This window comes from Gimesia chilikensis, from assembly GCF_008329715.1.
Taxonomy (GTDB): Bacteria; Planctomycetota; Planctomycetia; order Planctomycetales; family Planctomycetaceae; genus Gimesia; species Gimesia chilikensis.
The window spans coordinates 61564-80066 of sequence record NZ_VTSR01000016.1 but is presented as its reverse complement, the minus strand read 5'-3'; the positions used below and the strand labels follow the sequence as shown (position 1 = coordinate 80066).

Sequence of the window (18503 nt, the reverse complement as noted above, 5' to 3'; positions counted from 1 at the left end):
CGCCTTCTCAGTCGCGGAAGTTTATTGAATGATCAGCGAGGCACGCATGCCCGGTTTCAGTTTGAGGTCCGGGTTTTCAATGTCGGCCCAGACACGGGTCTGGTTATTGACCGCATTGATCTCGGGACTGACGAATGAAATCTTGCCCTGGAACTTCTGCTCCTGTTTCGTGCCCGGGTTGACCAGCAGCACCACGGGACGATCTTTCAGATCCCGTTCCTGCAACAGTGACACGTTGATCAAGCCTTCAGCCCGCAGACGATCGAGTTTCAGTAACCGCATCACGGTTTCACCTGGACGCACCCATTCCCCGGTCCGGGTCATGATCTGCACCACCATCCCGTCAATCGGCGAGACCACTTTCCGTTTCTCCACAGCTAAAGCCGCGATCTCTTCTGCGTTCTGTTTCAGCTTCGCTTCCAGTTGCGCGGTCTTCGCTTCTTCGGTCGCCTGTTCGATTTCCAGTTCCGCTTTCTCTGCGGTCAACTGCAGACGGTCCAGTTCGGTTTTAGAGATACTCTTCGGGTATTTCTGGATCGAGTCCTTCGCCCGCTGCAGTTCCGCGTTCGCCACTTCATGCGATTTACGGGCGAACCGGAGATCGACGTCGTTCTCCGCTTTGAGCTGCGCGGTTTCATATTCCAGTTGTGCCTGCTTGAGCAGCAGCCGGGCTTCGGAGTCTTCAATCTGGGCCAGCAGGGCGCCCCGTTCGATGGTCATGCCTTCCCGGACTCTGAGGTTGGTTAACTGCCCGACTTCCCGCGCGGGGACTTCGACCTGCTCGATGACGGTCACCAGCACCGAGTCGATACGCAGCGGTGTGTCCGCCGACGCACGCTCATCTGCGGACAGGGCCCGCGGCGCGACGATCTGCAGACCGACCAGGGTGGTGAACAAACAGATTGAGGCACACAACCGGTTCATGGTGATTCTCTTCCTTTTATCAGGAAAGCAGTGAGTTTGAATTCTGCTAACGTGAGACAGAGCACCGAAAACACACGTTTTCCGGCGGAATTGTCTCATATCACATTCACTGCTGAAAGACCATCTTAATCGGGGGCGGACCGCCCGACTGGCGGTAAACTGAGCAGCCTGGCGTGGAGAACATTGTCAGAATACCCTATTTTTTCCGATCCACAATTGAGGTGACCACATTCCGTCCGTTAAGATCAGGTGGATGGGCCCTCCTTGTCTTACGTGAACCTCACGTATTTTGCCAGAAATCTTTCTCGATTCAGGTCGTCTGCTCATGACTCAACGTTCCACCGCTTGTTCTGCTCACATTGATTCCCGCCGCACTTTTTTGAAAACCGCCGGAGTTGCGGTTGCCGGCAGTTTTTTTGCTCCCGCGATTCTGGGGGCTGACGACAAAGCAGGCACTAAGCCGCCGCTTGTCGGTGAAGGCGCGTTTCAGTACGAAGTCACGCACGGGTGGGGCGGAACGCCGAAGCACATCAAGTGGGGTGAGACGCATGGCGTCTGTGTCGACGAATCCGGTCTGATTTATATCAAACATCGCTCCCGCGCGAAGACGCCCCTGGATGCCATCGTGGTCTTTGACGCCGATGGGAAATTCGTCCGCTCTTTCGGTAAAGAATATCACGGCGGTGGTCACGGCATTGATGTCCGTAAGGAAGGCAACGAGGAATTCCTGTATCTCTCTGATGTGAAGCATGGCATCGTCGCCAAAACCAGTCTCACTGGAGAAGTCGTCTGGAAGATTGGACGCCCCGCTGCGCCCGCGCATTATCAGGACGCCAAACAACGCTACAGTCCCACCAACATTGCCTTCGCCCCCGATGGAGGATTTTATGTCGGCGATGGTTACGGCTCCCACTATATTCACAAATACACAAGCGAAGGGAAGCCGGAGTTTTTCTGGGGAGGCAGCGGCACCGATGCGGGCAAAATGAAAACACCGCACGGCATGTGGCTCGACACCCGCGATGGCACCCCTAAGATCGCTGTCTGTGACCGGGCCAATCACCGACTCCAGTATTTCAGCCTGGATGGCAAACACCTGGGCTTTGTCAACACAGTCAGTTTCCCGGCAGACATCGACATCCAGGGAGACATCATGCTGGTCTCCGATCTGCATGCCCGGGTGACCCTGTTCGATAAACAGAACCAGGTAATCACTCACCTGGGCTACGATCAGGATTGGACGAACCGCGTGCTGGATGGTTTTAAGATTCGCACGCAGCCCAAGCAGTGGGAAGCAGGTCGCTTCGTGCATCCCCACGATGCCTGCTTCGATCAGTCGGGTAATATTTTTGTCACCGAATGGGTCTCGACGGGCCGGATCAGCAAACTCAAGAAAGTCAGCTGAACCGACTTTGATCCTGAAGTTCACACTCGCTTTATTCTCTTCACCCCGGTTGGAACCTGATGAATTTTTCTCACGAGTTCGATGAGCAGCGCTTCTTCGAAATCTGGACTGCAGTACGGATTGAGCGTCCCGTGAATTTCTCCCTGTTTACGTTTGGAGATCAGCAGCTTCCTTATTACCTGGTGACCGGCGCACCCGAACCCGGGGCGACGGTCAAGGTCCGCAAAGGGGAAGTCCTGATCACGCGGGCAATGATCATCACTCCCGATTCGATGGAGCCCGAGTTTCGTAACTTTTTTGAAGAGCAGGAGGAGGCGGATCTGGCCGCGTTCCTGCTTTCGCGGACTGCAGGCTTTTCCAATCTGAAGTTCTCCAACACCAGCGGGCCCGAACGGATTGTCAGCGACAGCGTCGAGGAAGCGGTCGACAAGCTGAATAAACAGCTGGACGATGAAGAGGAAGAGCACACCGCGATCCTCAGCGCACCGCCCGGCATGGGAGGCATCGCCATCATGCGTTACGCCGCCGAACGGGTCTGGGAGAGTGCCCCGGGTAACATTCAGGAATTACGCGAACGCGGTTTTCTGAATTAACGCGATCGTTGTCATTTTGAATGTGGGTTGCACTTCTCGTGATGGAATCAGTCGTAGGGGCGGTACCTGTGTGTCCGCCCGCCTGGCGAGTTTCGACCGTTATGCAGGCAACGAAGGCAGCTTTCTCAGATATTCATAGTTCAAAATTCTAACAGACACTCTCTGCGGGTAGCCACACAGGGCTACCCCTACGTGATAGAACATACTGCTGCAGGCAACAGGAAGCTGCCAGGGTCGACGCCACGAGTAGTTCCAGGATCTCTTTTACTTTTTCGGGATCTTATTGAGCGTGTAATAAGCCTGTGGGTGCAGCAGTGACTGACCGGATTTGTTCTTCACACCAGCGGCGACCAGCTCGTGCACATACAGTTCTCGCAGGCCATTCACTTTGAGGTGGACCCGGGTGCCATCTTCCGAGACCGTGATCTGTTCAAGGGGGAGTTCCCGGTTCAGAATTTCATCGCTGCCGTAGGATGAATGGTAAGTGTAGGTGTAACTTTTCATCTGATACGACCGGGGGTCCATCGCGGTTTTCGGATCGACGGGTTGCGTGAAGACCAGCTCAAAGCCATCGGGTTTCGCCCGCATTTCCTTGATTTCAAAGGGAGTTTGACCCGTCCAGACCAGACGCTGTAAACCATAGGATGCCGTCCCGAGACTGCTCCAGCCCCGATTGGTCAGACCAACAAACACGCTGCCATCGGTTCCCTGTGCCAGACGCAGGACTGCCGAGGCGAAGCCTTCCCGGAAGGGGAAGCAGGCGCCCTGGTATTCGCCATCGACCTGTTCGAGGAAGACGCGGTTGATGGCGGCCTGGGTGAATTCGCCGACAAAAAACTGACCATCGAACGGGCCGAACTTGCCGCCACTGTTATCGAGCATGACATCGGTTGTGGACTGCCCCGCTTTTTTGTAAGGAAACCAGACCGCCGGTGGTTTGAGTTGCGGCATCTGTTTGATCGCCTCGGGGAAAGGCAGCCCGTTGGGAATCTCTTTCACACCCTGAATGGGTGAGCCCGGGAGACTCATCGAGGCGAGCGCTTCCACGTGATGAAAGAAAGCCCCTTTGCGCATGTGATGCAGCGTATTCGTGGCGACCCAGTTCCCCTGCTGATCGGTGTAGAACACATCGCCGGCCCGGTTCACGCCGATCCCCGCAGGCGAACGCATGCCGGCACAGACGGGAACCAGTTCTCCGTCGGGTGTGACTTTCATCCCCCACCCGCGCCAGCGTCCCTGGGCAAAGCCGAGCGTTGGATCTTTGACGGCCCGGGCCTTGTGTTCTTTTTTCAGTCCCAGTCCAATATTGAGTGTCAGCCACAGGTTGCCCTCGTGATCGAGCTTCGGTCCGTAAGCGTATTCATGGTAGTGCCCGGTGACGCCCCAGCCTTTGGCGACGGTCAGATATTCATCGGCGGTCCCATCGCCGTCGGTATCGCGAATCCGCGTCAGCTCGCTCCGCTGCACCGTATAGAACGCACCGTCTTTCCAGATCAGTCCCAGCGGCTCATGCAGGGCAGTGGCGAACCGTTTGTAGGTCACGTTTTTGGGTGGCTCATCATAGACGCCGTCCAGAATCCAGATTTCCCCCTTGCGGATGGCAACCGCGATACGCTGATCGTCGAGGACCGCGATGCCGCTGACTTCCAGCACCAGGTCACCGGGGGCCGGCTTCCAGTTTTTCGAACGTGACTCGGTCTGCGCTTTGGGGGTCATGATGGAGACGATGCGGTAATAATCGTCTTCACTCTCCGCGTATGCGTTGTTCGCGGTCAAGCCGCTGGTCAGACAGAGCAGTGTGAGCAGGCAGAAAATGTATTTTACCATTGGTATGTCACCTCAATCGTGGTGTCTTCTGTCAGGGGCAGGGGAATCAGCCATTCGCTGAGCTTGTCCCGGGTTCGTTCTTCACCTGCTTTGGCGAAGGCTGCTGTAACGGAGACGCGCAGGCCGTCTTCGTTTTGTCGCGTGCTCGGATCAACGGTTTTCAGGTTCTTCCCCGTCAGTCCGCGGAACCAGAGCGCGCCGACAGTCTTTGGTTGCGAGACCCCTTTGATGGTCAGCCGTCGTTTCAGTGTCTGCCTGGCAGTCGCTTCCAGACGGTCTTCGAGGTCGATTCCCTGGTAGCGGTAGAGAAACGTGGGTACGCCCTGCTTGTCGATGCGATAGCCGCGGAACTGCAGCGTATTCGTTCCCGGTTTGGATTCAGGCCAGGCCTCTTCTGTCTGTTTGAGGAACGCGACCGGTGGCCCTGCGGGGAACTGCATCAATGCATCGCCCAGCGGATCTGCAGGAGGAGCAAAGCGGATGAACCAGGTTCCCTGTGCGTCGAGGAAGCGTCCTTTCCAGGCCAGGGCAGGGCGAACCTGTTCGGCGTCGAAGGCAACGTGGACTTTCTGCGGGAAGCCCACAGCGATCGCATGTGTACCCGCCTCTTCCATGAAGGTTCGCAGGATGATCGGTTTTGTGTCGGGCATCAGTTCGTAGTTTTTCGACTTGGCGGCGAGAATCTTTTCCGGCAGCGGCTGTTTGTCTCCCGCATTGAGGTACGCCCAGATCGCGGCGATCTGTTGTTCTACATCCCCGTTGAGTACGTCCTTGTTCTGGCTCTTGCCATCAGGGAAGAAGGTCGGCATGCGGGTCCGCTCTTTGAGAGATGCGGGATCAAGCAGGAAGTCATGAAACCACTGGGCATGCACGCGGCTGGTGACCTCGCCCAGGTCCGTACCAACCACGCCCGGCATACTTTCGCCCCGGATCGGGTGGCACTGAATACAGCCGGTCTCCAGCATGCTGCGACCGGCGGGGGCCAGCTGCGCATGTTGAGGGAAGACATCCGCTTCAGATCGCTTTTGTGGACGATCGACTTTCTCAAACTGATTGGGTAGCGCTGCAATCTCCTTACCAGGGAAGATCGGCATGCGGGCGTGCATGTGCGGGCGAATATCCCCTTTGCCTTTGAGAACTTTCGACAGCCAACCCTTCTGCAGCTTGAAGCCGATGCCTGTCAGCGTGGGAGGAATCCGACCTTCATCACCCAGGTCGACATGACCGGCGGTTTCAAAGTACGGTTTCCGGTTAAAACCGACGCCCCCCTGTTTGTCGCGCTCGTGGCACGCGTAGCAGTTGAATTGCAGGAACTGAAAGGCCAGCTGGTTTGCCGCAGCTGGCTTTTGTTTTTGCTGCAGAGCGGCGAGAGATTCTTTGATCGTCGTCTGCTGGAGTTCGTCCAGAGGATAGGCGGGCATCTTCTGCTGGGGGTTGTGAAAACAGCTGGCCGCGGCGGTTGCCTGTAACTGGTTCAGAGGCCGGGCAGAGAATGTCGGTTTCAACTGATTGACCTGATGGCAGTTCACGCATCTGAGTTCGACGAACTGTATTTTGCCGGCGGCAATCAGTTCTGCGGAGTCGCTACTGGTAGCAGCTGTCGCGGACCCGGTTTGCTGATTATTCCGGAGCAGATAGGCGGCAATGTCTGCTGCTTCCACGGCAGCAAGTTTCAACTGGGGCATACGACCGGCGGGACGCGTCTGTTCCGGATTGAGCAGGAAGAACGTCAGAGCCTGTGGCGTGTACTTCGCCGTGAGGTCCGGGTGCGGAACCGAATTGACCGGACGGACGGCTGCAGCGAGTCCGAGCTCTTTGATGTCTTCCGGATCGAGCTGAGCCAGCAGTTTGTCGTTGGGCGAAATTTTGGTTTCACCCGGTTCGTAGTCCGCATCGGTTTCATGACAGGCGACGCAGCCGATTTTGTGATAGAGTTCGCGGCCCCGCGCCACATTCCCTTTGTTCCAGAATTCGTAGGGGACCGGATTGGCGCCGGTGGCTTTGATCGTGGGAAACGGTTTCTGCTGGGACATCAGAAACGCGGTCAGGGCCTGAATAGTGGATTCTTTTTCGTTCGCAGGCAGACCGTGCAGGACGTCGGGCATCGTGGTGCCTGCTTTGGTGACATGCGGGGCGGACAGGAATTCTGTGACCCACTTCCGCTGCAGACGGTTGCCGACGCCATCGAGTCGAGGGCCCCCCTTGGGTTGCAGAGCCGACTGTGATGTGGGATGACAGGCGGCGCAGCTCAGTTCGCTGATCAACAGTCGGCCTGCGGTCCCTTTCGGAAGTTCTGCATGACGTCCGAAGCGGTCGAAACCGGAAACAAAGGGGGCCGGATCGGGAGCGGCAAGCAGGGAATGGCCCATGATCAGGCACAAAAGTCCTGTCACCAGGCAGGTCCTTCGTTGATTCATTGAACGGTCTCTTTCTCTGTGGGCTGCAGTCGGGGCCGGTTCTCAATGGGATGCGCGAATCGCAACTGTAATTCAGGCAGGTACTTCGATCATAAAGCAGCGGCAGACCGGAAGCAATCAGAGAACGCGTTCATTTTGTATGGGTTTGCGTCGTGCCGGGCGGAGCGAGCGTGCTTTGACCGCGGGCCCAGCCCTGTAGGCGACTGAGACGCTTCGCGCCACGCAGAAAATATTCCTGGTTCAGTGACTCCAACTGTTCCTGTCGCAATCGGTCACGCGTGGTCCGCCAGTCGGGAGGGGAAGAAATGAACTGCAGGTCGCACATGGTTTCATAGATCGCATCGGCGATCAGCTGGTGGCCTTCGATACTGGGGTGCACATGATCGACGAGCAGTTCGCTGCCGGGAATACCGTCCGGAGTTTTCTGTTCGAACAATCTGCGGGCATCGATGATAGGGACATCGTACTGTTGCGCCAGTCGGAAGAGAGTGTCGTGCATCGGTTCGAGCATGCGGAGCGGGCAGATGTCTTCCTCCTTGGCCTTGATGAACCAGTGACGTGCGTCGTCTGTGCGTTTCAGGTATTCACAGGTTTTACCCACGCTATACACCAGGCTGGCGTGTGTGTCGTCTATGCTCAGAGCCTGTTGCCAGTAGTCCATTTTCTGCTCTGCCTCGTCCCAGCTGCATTCGTCTGCGGACTTCCAGAGGGCATTCACCTCGTCGCGCTCTGCTGCGGTGAGGTGGGAAGCGAATTCGCTTTTAAAGGGAATGCAGTTTTTCAGGTTGCTGACTGGATTGACCAGCAGCAGCGGAACGCCAGCCTGATGTGCCAGCAGAATCATCTGACGTATGTTGAATTCATAGTGGGCCATGATGGCCCGGCGATGTTCCGGATCGCGGTGGTATTGTTCCAGTCCCTGCTGAAAGTCGAGCAGCGCGTTGACATCGGTTTCGAGCACGTTTTCTGATTTTTCCGTTGCCTGCGGTCTCTGTTGTGAGTCGGGAAGCAGGCTTTGAATCACCGATGCCAGGCGCAGGTCCAGCAGGGTACTCTCGGTCTGCAGCAGCAGTTCGGGCTGATGTTTCAGGCGGGAGTAAGAACGGTCTTCCAGAAATTCATTGTGTCCGCTGTAGACGATGAACAGGTTGGGTTCGTAGCGCAACGCTTCTCGCAGGATGGGCACCAGGCGATAGCTGGCATACGAGACGCCACCACAGTTCACGACTTCAAAATTCCGCGCGGGGTCCGCGGCCTGCAGATTGATTTTCAGCCAGTTGGTAAATGAGGTCTCGACGGCATACGGACGTCCCTGCACAGTCGATCCGCCGAGGACGAACACGCGGTAGGTGTCTTTCCCTTTGTTGACCGGGAACTGCTGTGGACGGAAGAAGTCGCTGCGGTCGGCAGAGGTCTGGTAGGCGGTCCCCTCAGCGTTTTTGACAAACAGGGTGGAGTCTTCGCTGAATGAAATGAAAGGATCCTGGCTGTGCGGGAGTGGCTGAACGCCACCCAGGCGGAGCCCCCCTTCCAGCAGACCGATGAAGATGAGCCCCAACAGCACCGCCAGCGTGCGAAACAGCACGGGGTGCCGTGTCTTTGGCTGCGCGGGGCGCGGTTCGGGTTGTGGATCGCCTGTCTGGTTCATCGGAGTGTTCTTGAGCGGCAGATGATGCAGGGACGCAGAAAAGCAGAGAGTTCCCTCATCGTACCCGACGACAAACCGTGGGTCCAGAAGGAATGTCGGCAGGGGAACCCTTTCCGGCGCACAAAAAAAGCGATGACCCCGGGGGAGCATCGCCTGTGTGTTGCAGTGAAACGACTTCGGAAAACCGGTTTGACTCTACTTGGATTCCAGATCGAAGTTCAGGGTATTGTCTCCCGCTTTGACTTCAGCGGTGAGTTGGGAATTTTTATTAAATTTGTCAGGCACCTGATCTTCTGTGTCATTGGGTGAACCGGGTTCACCAAACTTGGAGATGCGAACCGTGTGTTGACCGGGAATGGCTCCCAGATGATCCTGACTGTATGCCAGCACATAAGAGCCCGTCTCATCGGTTTTACCTAACGAAGGAGCCCCCGATTTTGGTTCAAAAGTGACGCTGGCATCGGTTAGAGGTTTACCATCGAGAGTGATTTTACCAGTGACTTCACCTAAAGGTGGAGTATCCCCCGATTCACCCGAACAACCTGTAAGCAGGAAGGCAATTGTCATCAGGTTAGCAAAAATATAACGCGTCTTTTTTACATACATGAAAATGCTCATCTCAATTTAGAGGGGTTTAGAATTCTCCAATTACTTCACCGCCTCGAATCGATCCGAGGGCTTTCTGGGTCTCGAAATCAATGTTTTCACTGATAAATCTGACGGCACCATCTGTCAGCAAAATATGACACCCACCAACGTGTTCACTTCCAGGGGTATACCAGTCGACTCGATCATCGGTTGCACTGTAGGGAGCATTGATTTTTCTGTATCCAGCAGCGACAGCACCAGTAGCAACATAGGCAGACCAGAATGGGCCTCTTAATGCGCTTTGCTTTTCTAACGGAGTCTCCATCATACACATCGTGTTACTTGCTCCATCCTGAATATCGCGCAGACGAGCAGCGCCGTTATGACCAAAGACAGATTTGCGAGTCATGTCATTATAGTTGTTGTAAGAGGTGCCCATATTGTACCAGGGATAGAGCACACTGTAGCTGGTCCGGTACGCGTTACGGACCGCATAAGCGCCTGAAGTGGATGTATAAGGCCCTGCAGAATAGCCATCGCTGGGGCAGAGGAAGACAATCACTTTTCGTTCGGTTGCAGTCTGGTAACCACCACCGCCGATTCCAGATCCGTCTGAGTTTCCTGTTGGCAAAGAAAAGTTGATTTCATTGTAGATTGCAGCCTGATCAATGAAAGGCAGCAAAAACATATATGCGGTATGGTTTCTCATGGAACCTGCGGGTAGCCAGCCTGCATCGTAGCCACCTGCATTGATATCACCTGGAGGAAAAATTCGGTGTGTATCATGATAGTTATGCAACGCCAGTCCCAATTGTTTGAGATTGTTTTTGCAGGTTGACCGACGAGCGGCTTCGCGAGCCTGTTGAACTGCAGGTAACAGCAAGGCGATCAGAATCGCGATGATCGCGATCACCACCAGTAACTCGATGAGTGTAAAACCTCGTTTTGAATATTTCTTGAACTCAAGTGCCATGGTTCAGAATTCCTTCCAGTGATTAAGAAAAGATTAGTAAGAAATGAAAAAGAAATTTAAGCGCATTAATTATTCTAATCGGCCATCAGTCAGAATGGCAAGAACATTCTGTTGTAAATCCAATATGGATAAGGGATTTCTTATTTGAAGTGGAGTCAGGAGGAAGGAAAAACCAAACGGAGGCTTCCAAGAGAAATGAGGTAAACGCCTCGTTCTCCAGTAGTTACCAGAGAAAGATTCGGTGAGAGGAGGGGTATCACTCAAGCCTGCGGAAGCCGAGCGTTACCGGGATTGCAGGTTGAGCGCCTGTTCGTCGAGCGCTTTCTGCAGCGTCATCGAGTAGGCCAGGTACTTGCGATCCAGTTCATCGTAGGAGAGCCCCGTCAGTTCCGGAAGGCTCTGCGCGTTGTTGCGAAGCCGCGAGTTTTCGCTGTAGAGCTGCGTCATCTGTTGAATGAACGCGTCCCGATATTCTCCCTGGTTGGCGTGCATGAAGAAATGCGAGAGCCCCGAAGCCTGGCTGTAGTTGGGGCTGATATTGGGACTGCCCTGAAACGCGGTCCGTCCCATGGCGGCGAATTTTTCCAGGGGAACGTAATACTGGTCTTCCAGCAGACGATAGCGGGCAGCATTGAAGCGGATATGATTGGGATTTCCGGCTTTGAACTTCTTGCCTTTTTTCTCGAAAGATTCCATGTAGCAGGCGATGCCTTCGATGGCCCAGAAATGATTCTTTTCACCGACCTGTCGGCTGCCTCGACTGTTGCCGGTTTCATAGAACAGCTGATGGGTGGCTTCGTGATACAGCGTTCCCAGGTCTCCCTCCGCTTCCGGATTATAATAGAAGTGGGAGATGCGATCGCCGAACAGGTAGATGCCGTGGGTGAGAGCGATCTGGGGAATCTCTTTCTGCAGTCGCTGCAGGTATTCCTGACGGGTGCTGTAATAGTGCATCACATGCTGTTGTTGATTCTGGCGACGAAATGGATTACGCGAGCCTTGAAACATTCTGCGCAACTGTTCGGGAGTGTTGAAAAACCCGGCGAAGGTCTGATGGAAGTAGCGATAGAATTCTTCCATTTCCGTTGCGAGCTTCACACCCATTTCCAGGCTGTGATTCGTTTTGATCAGGAAGTGTTCGGTTTTGATTTCCCAGGCGTTACGGAAATCGCGGCGGATCTCGGCTTCCTGGGCGGCTGACATCCAGCGTCCGTTGACATAGCGTTCCCCGCGTTCATAACGGGCGATATGCGTCGTGGGGAGCCAGCCGAATTGAGGATGCCATTTCTGTCTGTGATCCTGCATCTCTTTTTCGAAAGGCGTCATCCATTCATCGCCGTTCCGCACGTATCCCAGGATCTGTCTGACCGAACGGTGATCCGGATTGTGGTAAGCGGTCTCCCGAATCAGGTCGTAGGCAAAACTGGGGAAGCCGGCATACAGCACTTTGCGGGAGAAGACGAACAGGTCGTTGGCCTGATCTTCCTGCAGGTTCTTTAATTTGAGTCGCCACATACGTTCGCCTGCAGGCAGACTGACTGGCAATTCTGGCTGAACTTCGCGGGGCAGCGTGTAGGAGTCGGGATCAAATTCGCTCCACTCCTGGATGAGCGTCGCGATGGCCTCGGTGCCTTCGGGCTGCTGATTCTGCCGACAACTGGTTGCCAGTTGTTTGAGTTGATCCTGAAACTGATCCCGCAGTGCATTGTACTGCTTGTGGTAGACTTCCAGGGCCCGGGCATTCTGTGCCCACCCGGCACCGGGGGCCAGTACAAGCAGAGCGCAACACAGCAGCAGCCCCTTGACCGCAGTTCGCAGGGAAAAGACAGTCTGCCGGCACTGACGGGGGAACTCCCCTGAAGGGATTGCAGCAGATTGTCGATTCACATCAGGCATGGTCTTCGGTGTTCCTTAGGGGACAGTTTAACAGGCTCTCTTAATACGATTTTAGGCGAGTCAGGCAGAGGAAAAAAGGAATTTATCGGCAATTTGAGGTGGGAACCGATCAGGGAAGTCCCTGTAACCCGGTTACGCCGTGTAATGTGACGCGATCGTAAGAGGGGGCGAATTCAATCTGCTGGGCCTGGTTGGGCGCACTGGGAGTTTTGCCGGTACGCGAATAGCGGCGGATCGTGGCTTTCCGGTTGCCGAACGAACGCATCATGTAGAGGTCTTTGGACTCGTCATAGCTGATCGTATCCGCGCGGGCAATGAACGACTGGTTGGTCGGTGTCTTCTTGTTTTTGACCAGGGCGTTGCCTTCGAGTTCGGCGTTCCCCTTGGCCAGCATCGAGATGAATTTTTTCTTCTGTCCTTCAATGTCATGTTGAATCAGTTTCAGACTGTTGCTCCGCATCCAGCCTGCATTGGGAGGCAGTTGATCGGGGTTGATCGTATCCAGCGGACGTTTGACGCCCCCGTAGGTGATCTGCACGCGATCGTCGAAGGTGGTGCTCCGCTGCGAGACATTGCCGGACATCTTGCCGTTGAAGTCAATGCGGGTGTAATTCCAGCTGTCGGTATCGGTTTTCTGTGGCAGGTTGGCCTGCGAGACCCGGGATTCGGGATTGGACTCCTTGGAATTTTCACGTCGCCAGAGAATCAGCCAGCCAGGACCGCGGGCTTCTGCATTGCCGGTTTTCTGATCCACGTTCATCTGCCAGAAACTGGCGCGGCGGATACCGATCAGCCGGTTGTCCTGGTATTCGTTACTTTCCACTTCCACGCCGTCCCGACAGGTAATGAAGTGCACTGTCGGTTTCTGACCTTCGGGTTGTTTCTCGGTGAACGAGACCCGGTCGGAGAGGATGACTTCCATTTCCTGGCACCGCAGGCGATTGTCGCCCATGTTGGTACGAACTTTACCGAAGAAGTTCGCGGTGATGCCATCAAAGACCATTTCCTGATCCCAGTGAATTTCGAGCAGGTTCTCCTGGTCATTACCCTGTTCCTGGACCTCACCGGTCAGACCACGTTCCTGGGTAATTCCATCTGCGCCCGAGAGCAGTCCGGCGGCCGACTTCTTGCCCCCTTTGACCGGGAGCAGTAGCAATCCTTTGCCCTGGACTTCCGCCCGGTTGGCCAGTCGATACAGGAAGATATCATCCCCTTCGATCTGGGATTCACCGCCATTGATTTTCGCCGGGGTGCCCATCACGTGCAGCACCTGGTCGTTCTCGCCTTTGTTCTGGATATGCAGCTGGTTGCCGGTGATGTGCATCGGCTGCTTCTGCGTTTCATTCAGCTGTTTGACGGAGACATTGCCTTCAGTCCAGACTTCGGAGACTTCGGCTTTGCCTGCTTCGTCTTTCTGCATGCGTAGTTTGATCAGGTCGGAGACGACCATTACCGGCTCAGGTTCTTTCTTTTTCGGGCCCAGCGGAGACCTGCCGCCCGGTTGGCCAGCCGGCGTGTCATCGACGGCAAATGCCGCTGGTTGGATCGGTGGTTTCTGTGGCGCGACCGATTTGCTGACGGGGGCATTGGGAGCAGATGTCGGCACGGTAGCTTCATCGAACCAGACTTCGAGGCGCTTCGTTTTACCGCGTAGCTGGGGACTGTAGATGGCGACGTCCTGGGTGGCGATCATCTTGTGGGGATCGACTTTCTGCGCGGTCTTTTTCGCATTCTCTTGACGATCCTCCTGCAGCATGTCTTTCTGTTTCAGTGCGCCCAGATCCCCTTTGAGCCAGAGACGAATCTGTTGTGCGGCCAGCGCGAATTCCTCAGCCGGCTGCCGGATGATACACTGCTGTTCCAGTTCCACCATGTCGAGTTGTGTCTCGGGATCGCGCGACTTCTTCATCAGCTTTGCCCACTGGGCAGCAACGCTCAACTGACCCGTACTCGGATCCACGTAGTCCACCTTGCCGGCACCTTCACAGAGCACGGTTTCTACGCGGCCCTCTTCATCCTGATGGATAGTTATCTTGGGACACTCGAGTTTCGACGCCTGTTGATAAATTTCGACCGACCGTTCATCGGTAAGCACAATCGTTTTTGTTGCTTCGTTATAAGAGAGACGCGTCATGCGGCCTGAGAACTGGTTTTCCTGCGAGACCAGCGCAACATTTTCCCCTGTAGCGACGAGCTCCTGGAACTGCAGCTTCCCGGAAGCGTGGCCCGGTTTCTTATCTGCCTCTGGAGTCGGATTGTCGGGGTCTTCTTTTCTGACAAACTGGAGTTGCAGCTGATCGCAGTCCAGCGTATCCGCGTGCTGAGGACCAGTGGGATGGTAGACGCGGACATCTTTATGGAATGTCCCCTGGTTGGTTTCCAGGTTGAAAGTAAAGCTCCCCGCGCTTTTGACTTTGGCAAACCGGCTGCGGTTTTTTGATGCGTGTTCTTTGTCCTGCTTCAGCGCCAGCTCCATGTAGACATCGCGTCGCAGTACGATTTCGCGAATCCCATCTGCCGCAGGTTTGAGTTCTTTGGGTTTCACGGCTGCCGGGATGAGTTTCATCTCAATGCCCCGCGCGCGACCGCGGTGTTCTTCGTAGGCGAAGCGGACTTCACTGTCGCTCCAGATGTTCATGGACGATTCATCGTAGAAGAAGTTACGTCCGTAAATGATCAGGCCATTGGGTCCTGTAATTTTTACAAAGCCCTCCAGCGAGCCTGCGATCATATGGCCCGGGTCGGTCTGTTTGATACCGAACGGCTGCTCGAAGCGGATCAGTGCTTCCTCACTCATCAGCGCGAAGGGCTTTTCCGAATCCTTTTTCTTGGGATCGAACATCAGCATTGCGAACGGTTTCAGACGGGCGGCCCTTTTCTCCTCTTCCTGCTGCCAGCGTTCGGTGTAGATGAAAACGTTTTCATCCTTGAACTGGTAGCGGGCATCGGCTGCCCAGGGGATTTCCGGCAGATACGTTTTCGCGTGCTCGTTATTGGCAGACGCGTATTCGGGAGACTGAAAGACCTCTTCGGGAAACTCCTGCCGCACGACCGTGCCATTAATCACCTGTCGCAGGACCTGCGCGTAGACCAGGTACGCTCCCGTCAGTGACAGCATAGTCACCCAGGTCAGCAGCGTCCGGTTGGCGATCAGGCGATCGAACAATCCATTCCTGTTATATCGAATGGTTGCGGTCATGTATGAAAGGAAATCGTTTCTTACTTAAGTGAGATGAACAGTCGAAAGGGAAATGAACTGAAAAGGTGCTATCCCGCCTGGCGATCAACCGAGGCGGCTTCGGGTTGCCAGCCGATGACATCGGTGATGTCAATCAGACCGGCCAGCTGGTTCTGACGATCGACCACGGGCAGTTCGCTCAGCTTGCGTGCCTTAAGGAGATCGACGGCGGCCTGCAGTGAAGCATCGGCCTGAATGGTTGTGGGCTTAAGCGTCATCACTTCGCAGATGGGGCGATCGAGCTGAGCGTCGCGTCGTTCTTCCAGCAGACGGGCCAGGTCACTGTCTGTGAAGATGCCGGTAACGCGATCGGATCCATCGACGATGATCACGGCACCGCTCCGGCGGCCGGGAGAACTCAATCGGACGAAGGCATCGCGAATGGACGTTGATTCCTGTGTCACCCGCACTTCGGCGCGGGGACGCATCACTTCGTTGATTTGTGTCAATTGTCTGCCCAGGCTGCCGCCGGGATGAAAGGTGGCAAACTGCAGCGGGGTAAAACCGCGGGCCTTGCTGATCACCAGTGAGAGGGCATCGCCCATCGCCAGCATCGCGGTGGTGGTGGTGGAGGGCGCCAGCTGATGCGGGCCCGCCTCTTTGAGATCGCCCAGGCAGAGTACGACCCGGGAAGCACGACCGAGGGTGCTGGTCTCGCGGGCGGTAATTCCAATGATGGGGAGCTCCATTTTCTGAATGATCGGCAGGAGTCGACGGAGTTCCTCCGTCTCTCCACTGTTGGACAACGCCAGTACGGTGTCGTCCTGGTGCAGGCAACCGAGGTCGCCGTGAATCGCTTCCGCGGGGTGCAGAAAATGGGAACGGGTTCCCGTCGAAGAGAGGGTGGCACAGATTTTCTGTGCGATCAGTCCCGCTTTGCCCATGCCGGTCAAGATGACGGCTCCCGGTCGGGAGAGGATCAGATCGACGGCGTCACAGAGTTCGGTACCCAGCGCACTGCCCATCTGGCGCAATGCCGCGGCTTCGCTGAAAATAATTTCGCGCGCATCTCGTAACTGATCAAACTGGGAAAACTCAATGACCGACCTAGCAGGCAGGGAACTCATCACGCCATTCCTTTATCGCATCCTTGCGGGCATGTGTGGGGGAGCGGGAGTATAAGGCGCTGCGAAAAACGGGTCAATCCGTTTTTATTCGGGTTGTGGGGCTGTAAGTGACCAGCCTGCAGCGGTTTATGATCAAAAGAATCCGCGGGACCCCGCTCGCTTATTTCAAAATCCCTGGCGAAGTGCTTCGATCAACGGGCTTTGTTGCAGATTGATATCAGAGGACCTCGTATTTTTCGCTTAAACATCTACAATATCTGGTTCGATGCCGCACGCATTCCCTGGGATCTTCTCATCCAGTTCGGGTGTCCAGATAAAGGGCTCCCTGAGCTGAGACAGCATTGATTTTTACGCCGAACCGGGGAAGATAGAAGCGGCGGATCGCTTTGCGGGGCTGCCGCTGATGCGTTGTAACCCTTGATTTCATCACCCGTTAGCTGACTGATAGTAGTAGACGAAACCCATGTTTGTTGATCGCGTTGACATTTATTGTAAAGCCGGAGACGGCGGAGATGGTTGTGCCAGTTTCCGGAGAGAGGCCCACGTCCCGCGGGGTGGCCCGAATGGTGGCGATGGCGGCAAGGGGGGCGATGTCGTCGTGCTGGCGGATGAAAACGTCAACAGCCTGGCGAATATCATTGGTCACAAGCACTGGAACGCCGAACGGGGCGGCCATGGTCAGGGGAGTCTGAAAACCGGTCGTAACGGGGAAGACATTGTGATCATGGTTCCTCCCGGGACACTGGTGCTCGACACCGAACGCGGGCACCTGCTGCGTGATATGAAAGAGAGCGGCGACCGGGTGGTTGTCGCTAAAGGGGGCAAAGGAGGCCGCGGCAATCGTCATTTTGCTACTGCCACTCATCAGACGCCCCGTGAATTCGAGAAGGGGGGACCGGGAGAACATCGCGATATTTCCCTCGAATTAAAGCTGATTGCAGACGTCGGGCTGGTCGGGAAACCGAATGCCGGGAAATCGACGCTGCTCAGCCGACTATCCAAGGCTCATCCGGAAATCGCCGACTATCCGTTTACGACCAAATACCCGAACCTGGGTCTGGTCCGGGTCGGCTTTGATCATCAGTTTGTGATGGCTGATATTCCCGGGCTGATTGAAGGTGCCCACGCGGGGATCGGGCTGGGACACGAATTCCTGCGGCACGTCGAGCGGACCCGGGTGCTGGTGCATCTGGTCGAGCCAGCTCCCATGGATCAGACTGATCCGATCGAGAATTACCGTCAGATTCGGGAAGAAATGCGGCTCTATGATGCTACGCTGATGGATCGGCCGGAAATCGTGGTTGTCACCAAATGTGAACTTCCCGATGCGGAAGCGGTCACCGAGCTGTTGTCTGAAGAACTGGGGCAGCCGGTACTGCAGATCTCCTCTGCCACGGGAGAGAGCCTGGATCAGCTGGTCAGAAAGATCGTCAATACACTTCAGGACCTGGAAGACGAGGTTTAGCAGACGTGACTGCCGAACAGCCCCCGTCAGAAACCCCGGAGCCCGAAACATCGAAACCGAAAACCGGGTCCCCCCAGCCGAATGAGGATCTGCCCACACCGGGTGAAGTCCGTGTCCGGTTCGGCCTGTATGGGGCGGGAGTGATGATGGTGCTCTGCTTTATGTTCCAGGCATTTTTTCATGTGACGGGCAGTGAAACGCAGCGTATTACCGAGCTGGGGCTGATCATGCTGGCTGGTTTTATCGCGGGCTGGGTTTTCGCCCGGCTTCGCTTTTAAGCCGCATTTTTGCCCCTGCTGAGGCGATTGTAATTTTTGCATTTCCCGCAGCGCGTCAGACGGATTTGCAATATCTACAAGCATTTCTGGTGAACATCGCCGACCGGCGCCAGCGTGTTTCGAATTTTTTGAGAAATGCGTAAGCTGTATTCTGACAGCGTTTTAGCGAGTACGAAATCTAGCA

13 protein-coding genes are annotated in these 18503 nt (G+C 55.5%); 4 read left to right on the top strand and 9 right to left on the bottom strand.

Features of this window, described 5'->3' with window-relative positions; all coding sequences use genetic code 11:
• Positions 1–21 precede the first annotated feature (21 nt).
• Positions 22–924: an efflux RND transporter periplasmic adaptor subunit gene (locus FYZ48_RS19975; protein WP_187782123.1), complete on the bottom strand. Its 903-nt coding sequence runs from the start codon at positions 922–924 to the stop codon at positions 22–24.
• Positions 925–1249: 325 nt separating this feature from the next.
• Between FYZ48_RS19975 and FYZ48_RS19970 the strand changes: the two genes are divergently transcribed.
• Together FYZ48_RS19970 and FYZ48_RS19965 are read left to right on the top strand one after the other, a co-directional pair.
• On the top strand, positions 1250–2329 hold the full coding sequence (locus tag FYZ48_RS19970) for a peptidase (protein ID WP_149343626.1): 1080 nt from the start codon (positions 1250–1252) through the stop codon (positions 2327–2329).
• A 59-nt stretch (positions 2330–2388) separates the two neighbouring features.
• A complete protein-coding gene (locus tag FYZ48_RS19965) occupies positions 2389–2922 on the top strand; it encodes a hypothetical protein (protein ID WP_145035597.1) in 534 nt (177 codons plus the stop codon).
• Between the two features lie 264 nt (positions 2923–3186).
• On the opposite strand, the gene FYZ48_RS19960 is transcribed toward FYZ48_RS19965, so the two are convergent.
• The 8 genes from FYZ48_RS19960 to FYZ48_RS19925 all read right to left on the bottom strand — a co-directional run bounded on the left by FYZ48_RS19960 (position 3187) and on the right by FYZ48_RS19925 (position 16576).
• The gene (locus tag FYZ48_RS19960) at positions 3187–4749 is read right to left on the bottom strand and encodes a DUF7133 domain-containing protein (RefSeq protein ID WP_149343624.1); all 1563 of its coding nucleotides are present in this window, start codon (positions 4747–4749) and stop codon (positions 3187–3189) included.
• Positions 4743–7166 (bottom strand): c-type cytochrome, encoded by a 2424-nt coding sequence (locus FYZ48_RS19955; RefSeq protein ID WP_149343622.1) that lies wholly within the window; start codon positions 7164–7166, stop codon positions 4743–4745. Before FYZ48_RS19955 ends, FYZ48_RS19960 begins: the two co-directional genes overlap by 7 nt.
• 130 nt (positions 7167–7296) lie before the next feature.
• Positions 7297–8814 (bottom strand): SGNH/GDSL hydrolase family protein, encoded by a 1518-nt coding sequence (locus FYZ48_RS19950; protein ID WP_187782122.1) that lies wholly within the window; start codon positions 8812–8814, stop codon positions 7297–7299.
• Positions 8815–9009: 195 nt separating this feature from the next.
• A complete protein-coding gene (locus FYZ48_RS19945; RefSeq protein WP_149343617.1) occupies positions 9010–9420 on the bottom strand; it encodes a carboxypeptidase-like regulatory domain-containing protein in 411 nt (136 codons plus the stop codon).
• Positions 9421–9448: 28 nt separating this feature from the next.
• On the bottom strand, positions 9449–10375 hold the full coding sequence (locus tag FYZ48_RS19940) for a DUF1559 domain-containing protein (protein ID WP_149343615.1): 927 nt from the start codon (positions 10373–10375) through the stop codon (positions 9449–9451).
• 282 nt (positions 10376–10657) lie between these two features.
• Complete coding sequence (locus tag FYZ48_RS19935) at positions 10658–12271, bottom strand: DUF1570 domain-containing protein (RefSeq protein WP_149343612.1); 1614 nt, start codon at positions 12269–12271, stop codon at positions 10658–10660.
• Between the two features lie 109 nt (positions 12272–12380).
• Entirely contained in the window at positions 12381–15470 is a 3090-nt protein-coding gene (locus FYZ48_RS19930; protein WP_149343610.1) for a hypothetical protein, read from the bottom strand.
• A 68-nt stretch (positions 15471–15538) separates the two neighbouring features.
• On the bottom strand, positions 15539–16576 hold the full coding sequence (locus tag FYZ48_RS19925; protein ID WP_149343608.1) for a KpsF/GutQ family sugar-phosphate isomerase: 1038 nt from the start codon (positions 16574–16576) through the stop codon (positions 15539–15541).
• A 463-nt stretch (positions 16577–17039) separates the two neighbouring features.
• Between FYZ48_RS19925 and obgE the strand changes: the two genes are divergently transcribed.
• The gene (obgE, locus tag FYZ48_RS19920; protein WP_149343606.1) at positions 17040–18041 is read left to right on the top strand and encodes a GTPase ObgE; all 1002 of its coding nucleotides are present in this window, start codon (positions 17040–17042) and stop codon (positions 18039–18041) included.
• Positions 18042–18046: 5 nt separating this feature from the next.
• Complete coding sequence (locus FYZ48_RS19915) at positions 18047–18319, top strand: hypothetical protein (protein WP_149343603.1); 273 nt, start codon at positions 18047–18049, stop codon at positions 18317–18319.
• Positions 18320–18503 lie beyond the last annotated feature (184 nt).

Bases quoted from the DNA above. Each gene is read 5' to 3' on its own strand.
- FYZ48_RS19975 (WP_187782123.1), bottom strand. From the start codon at position 924: ATGAACCGGTTGTGTGCCTCAATCTGTTTGTTCACCACCCTGGTCGGT.
- FYZ48_RS19970 (WP_149343626.1), top strand. From the start codon at position 1,250: ATGACTCAACGTTCCACCGCTTGTTCTGCTCACATTGATTCCCGCCGC.
- FYZ48_RS19965 (WP_145035597.1), top strand. From the start codon at position 2,389: ATGAATTTTTCTCACGAGTTCGATGAGCAGCGCTTCTTCGAAATCTGG.
- FYZ48_RS19960 (WP_149343624.1), bottom strand. From the start codon at position 4,749: ATGGTAAAATACATTTTCTGCCTGCTCACACTGCTCTGTCTGACCAGC.
- FYZ48_RS19955 (WP_149343622.1), bottom strand. From the start codon at position 7,166: ATGAATCAACGAAGGACCTGCCTGGTGACAGGACTTTTGTGCCTGATC.
- FYZ48_RS19950 (WP_187782122.1), bottom strand. From the start codon at position 8,814: ATGAACCAGACAGGCGATCCACAACCCGAACCGCGCCCCGCGCAGCCA.
- FYZ48_RS19945 (WP_149343617.1), bottom strand. From the start codon at position 9,420: ATGTATGTAAAAAAGACGCGTTATATTTTTGCTAACCTGATGACAATT.
- FYZ48_RS19940 (WP_149343615.1), bottom strand. From the start codon at position 10,375: ATGGCACTTGAGTTCAAGAAATATTCAAAACGAGGTTTTACACTCATC.
- FYZ48_RS19935 (WP_149343612.1), bottom strand. From the start codon at position 12,271: ATGCCTGATGTGAATCGACAATCTGCTGCAATCCCTTCAGGGGAGTTC.
- FYZ48_RS19930 (WP_149343610.1), bottom strand. From the start codon at position 15,470: ATGACCGCAACCATTCGATATAACAGGAATGGATTGTTCGATCGCCTG.
- FYZ48_RS19925 (WP_149343608.1), bottom strand. From the start codon at position 16,576: ATGAGTTCCCTGCCTGCTAGGTCGGTCATTGAGTTTTCCCAGTTTGAT.
- obgE (WP_149343606.1), top strand. From the start codon at position 17,040: ATGTTTGTTGATCGCGTTGACATTTATTGTAAAGCCGGAGACGGCGGA.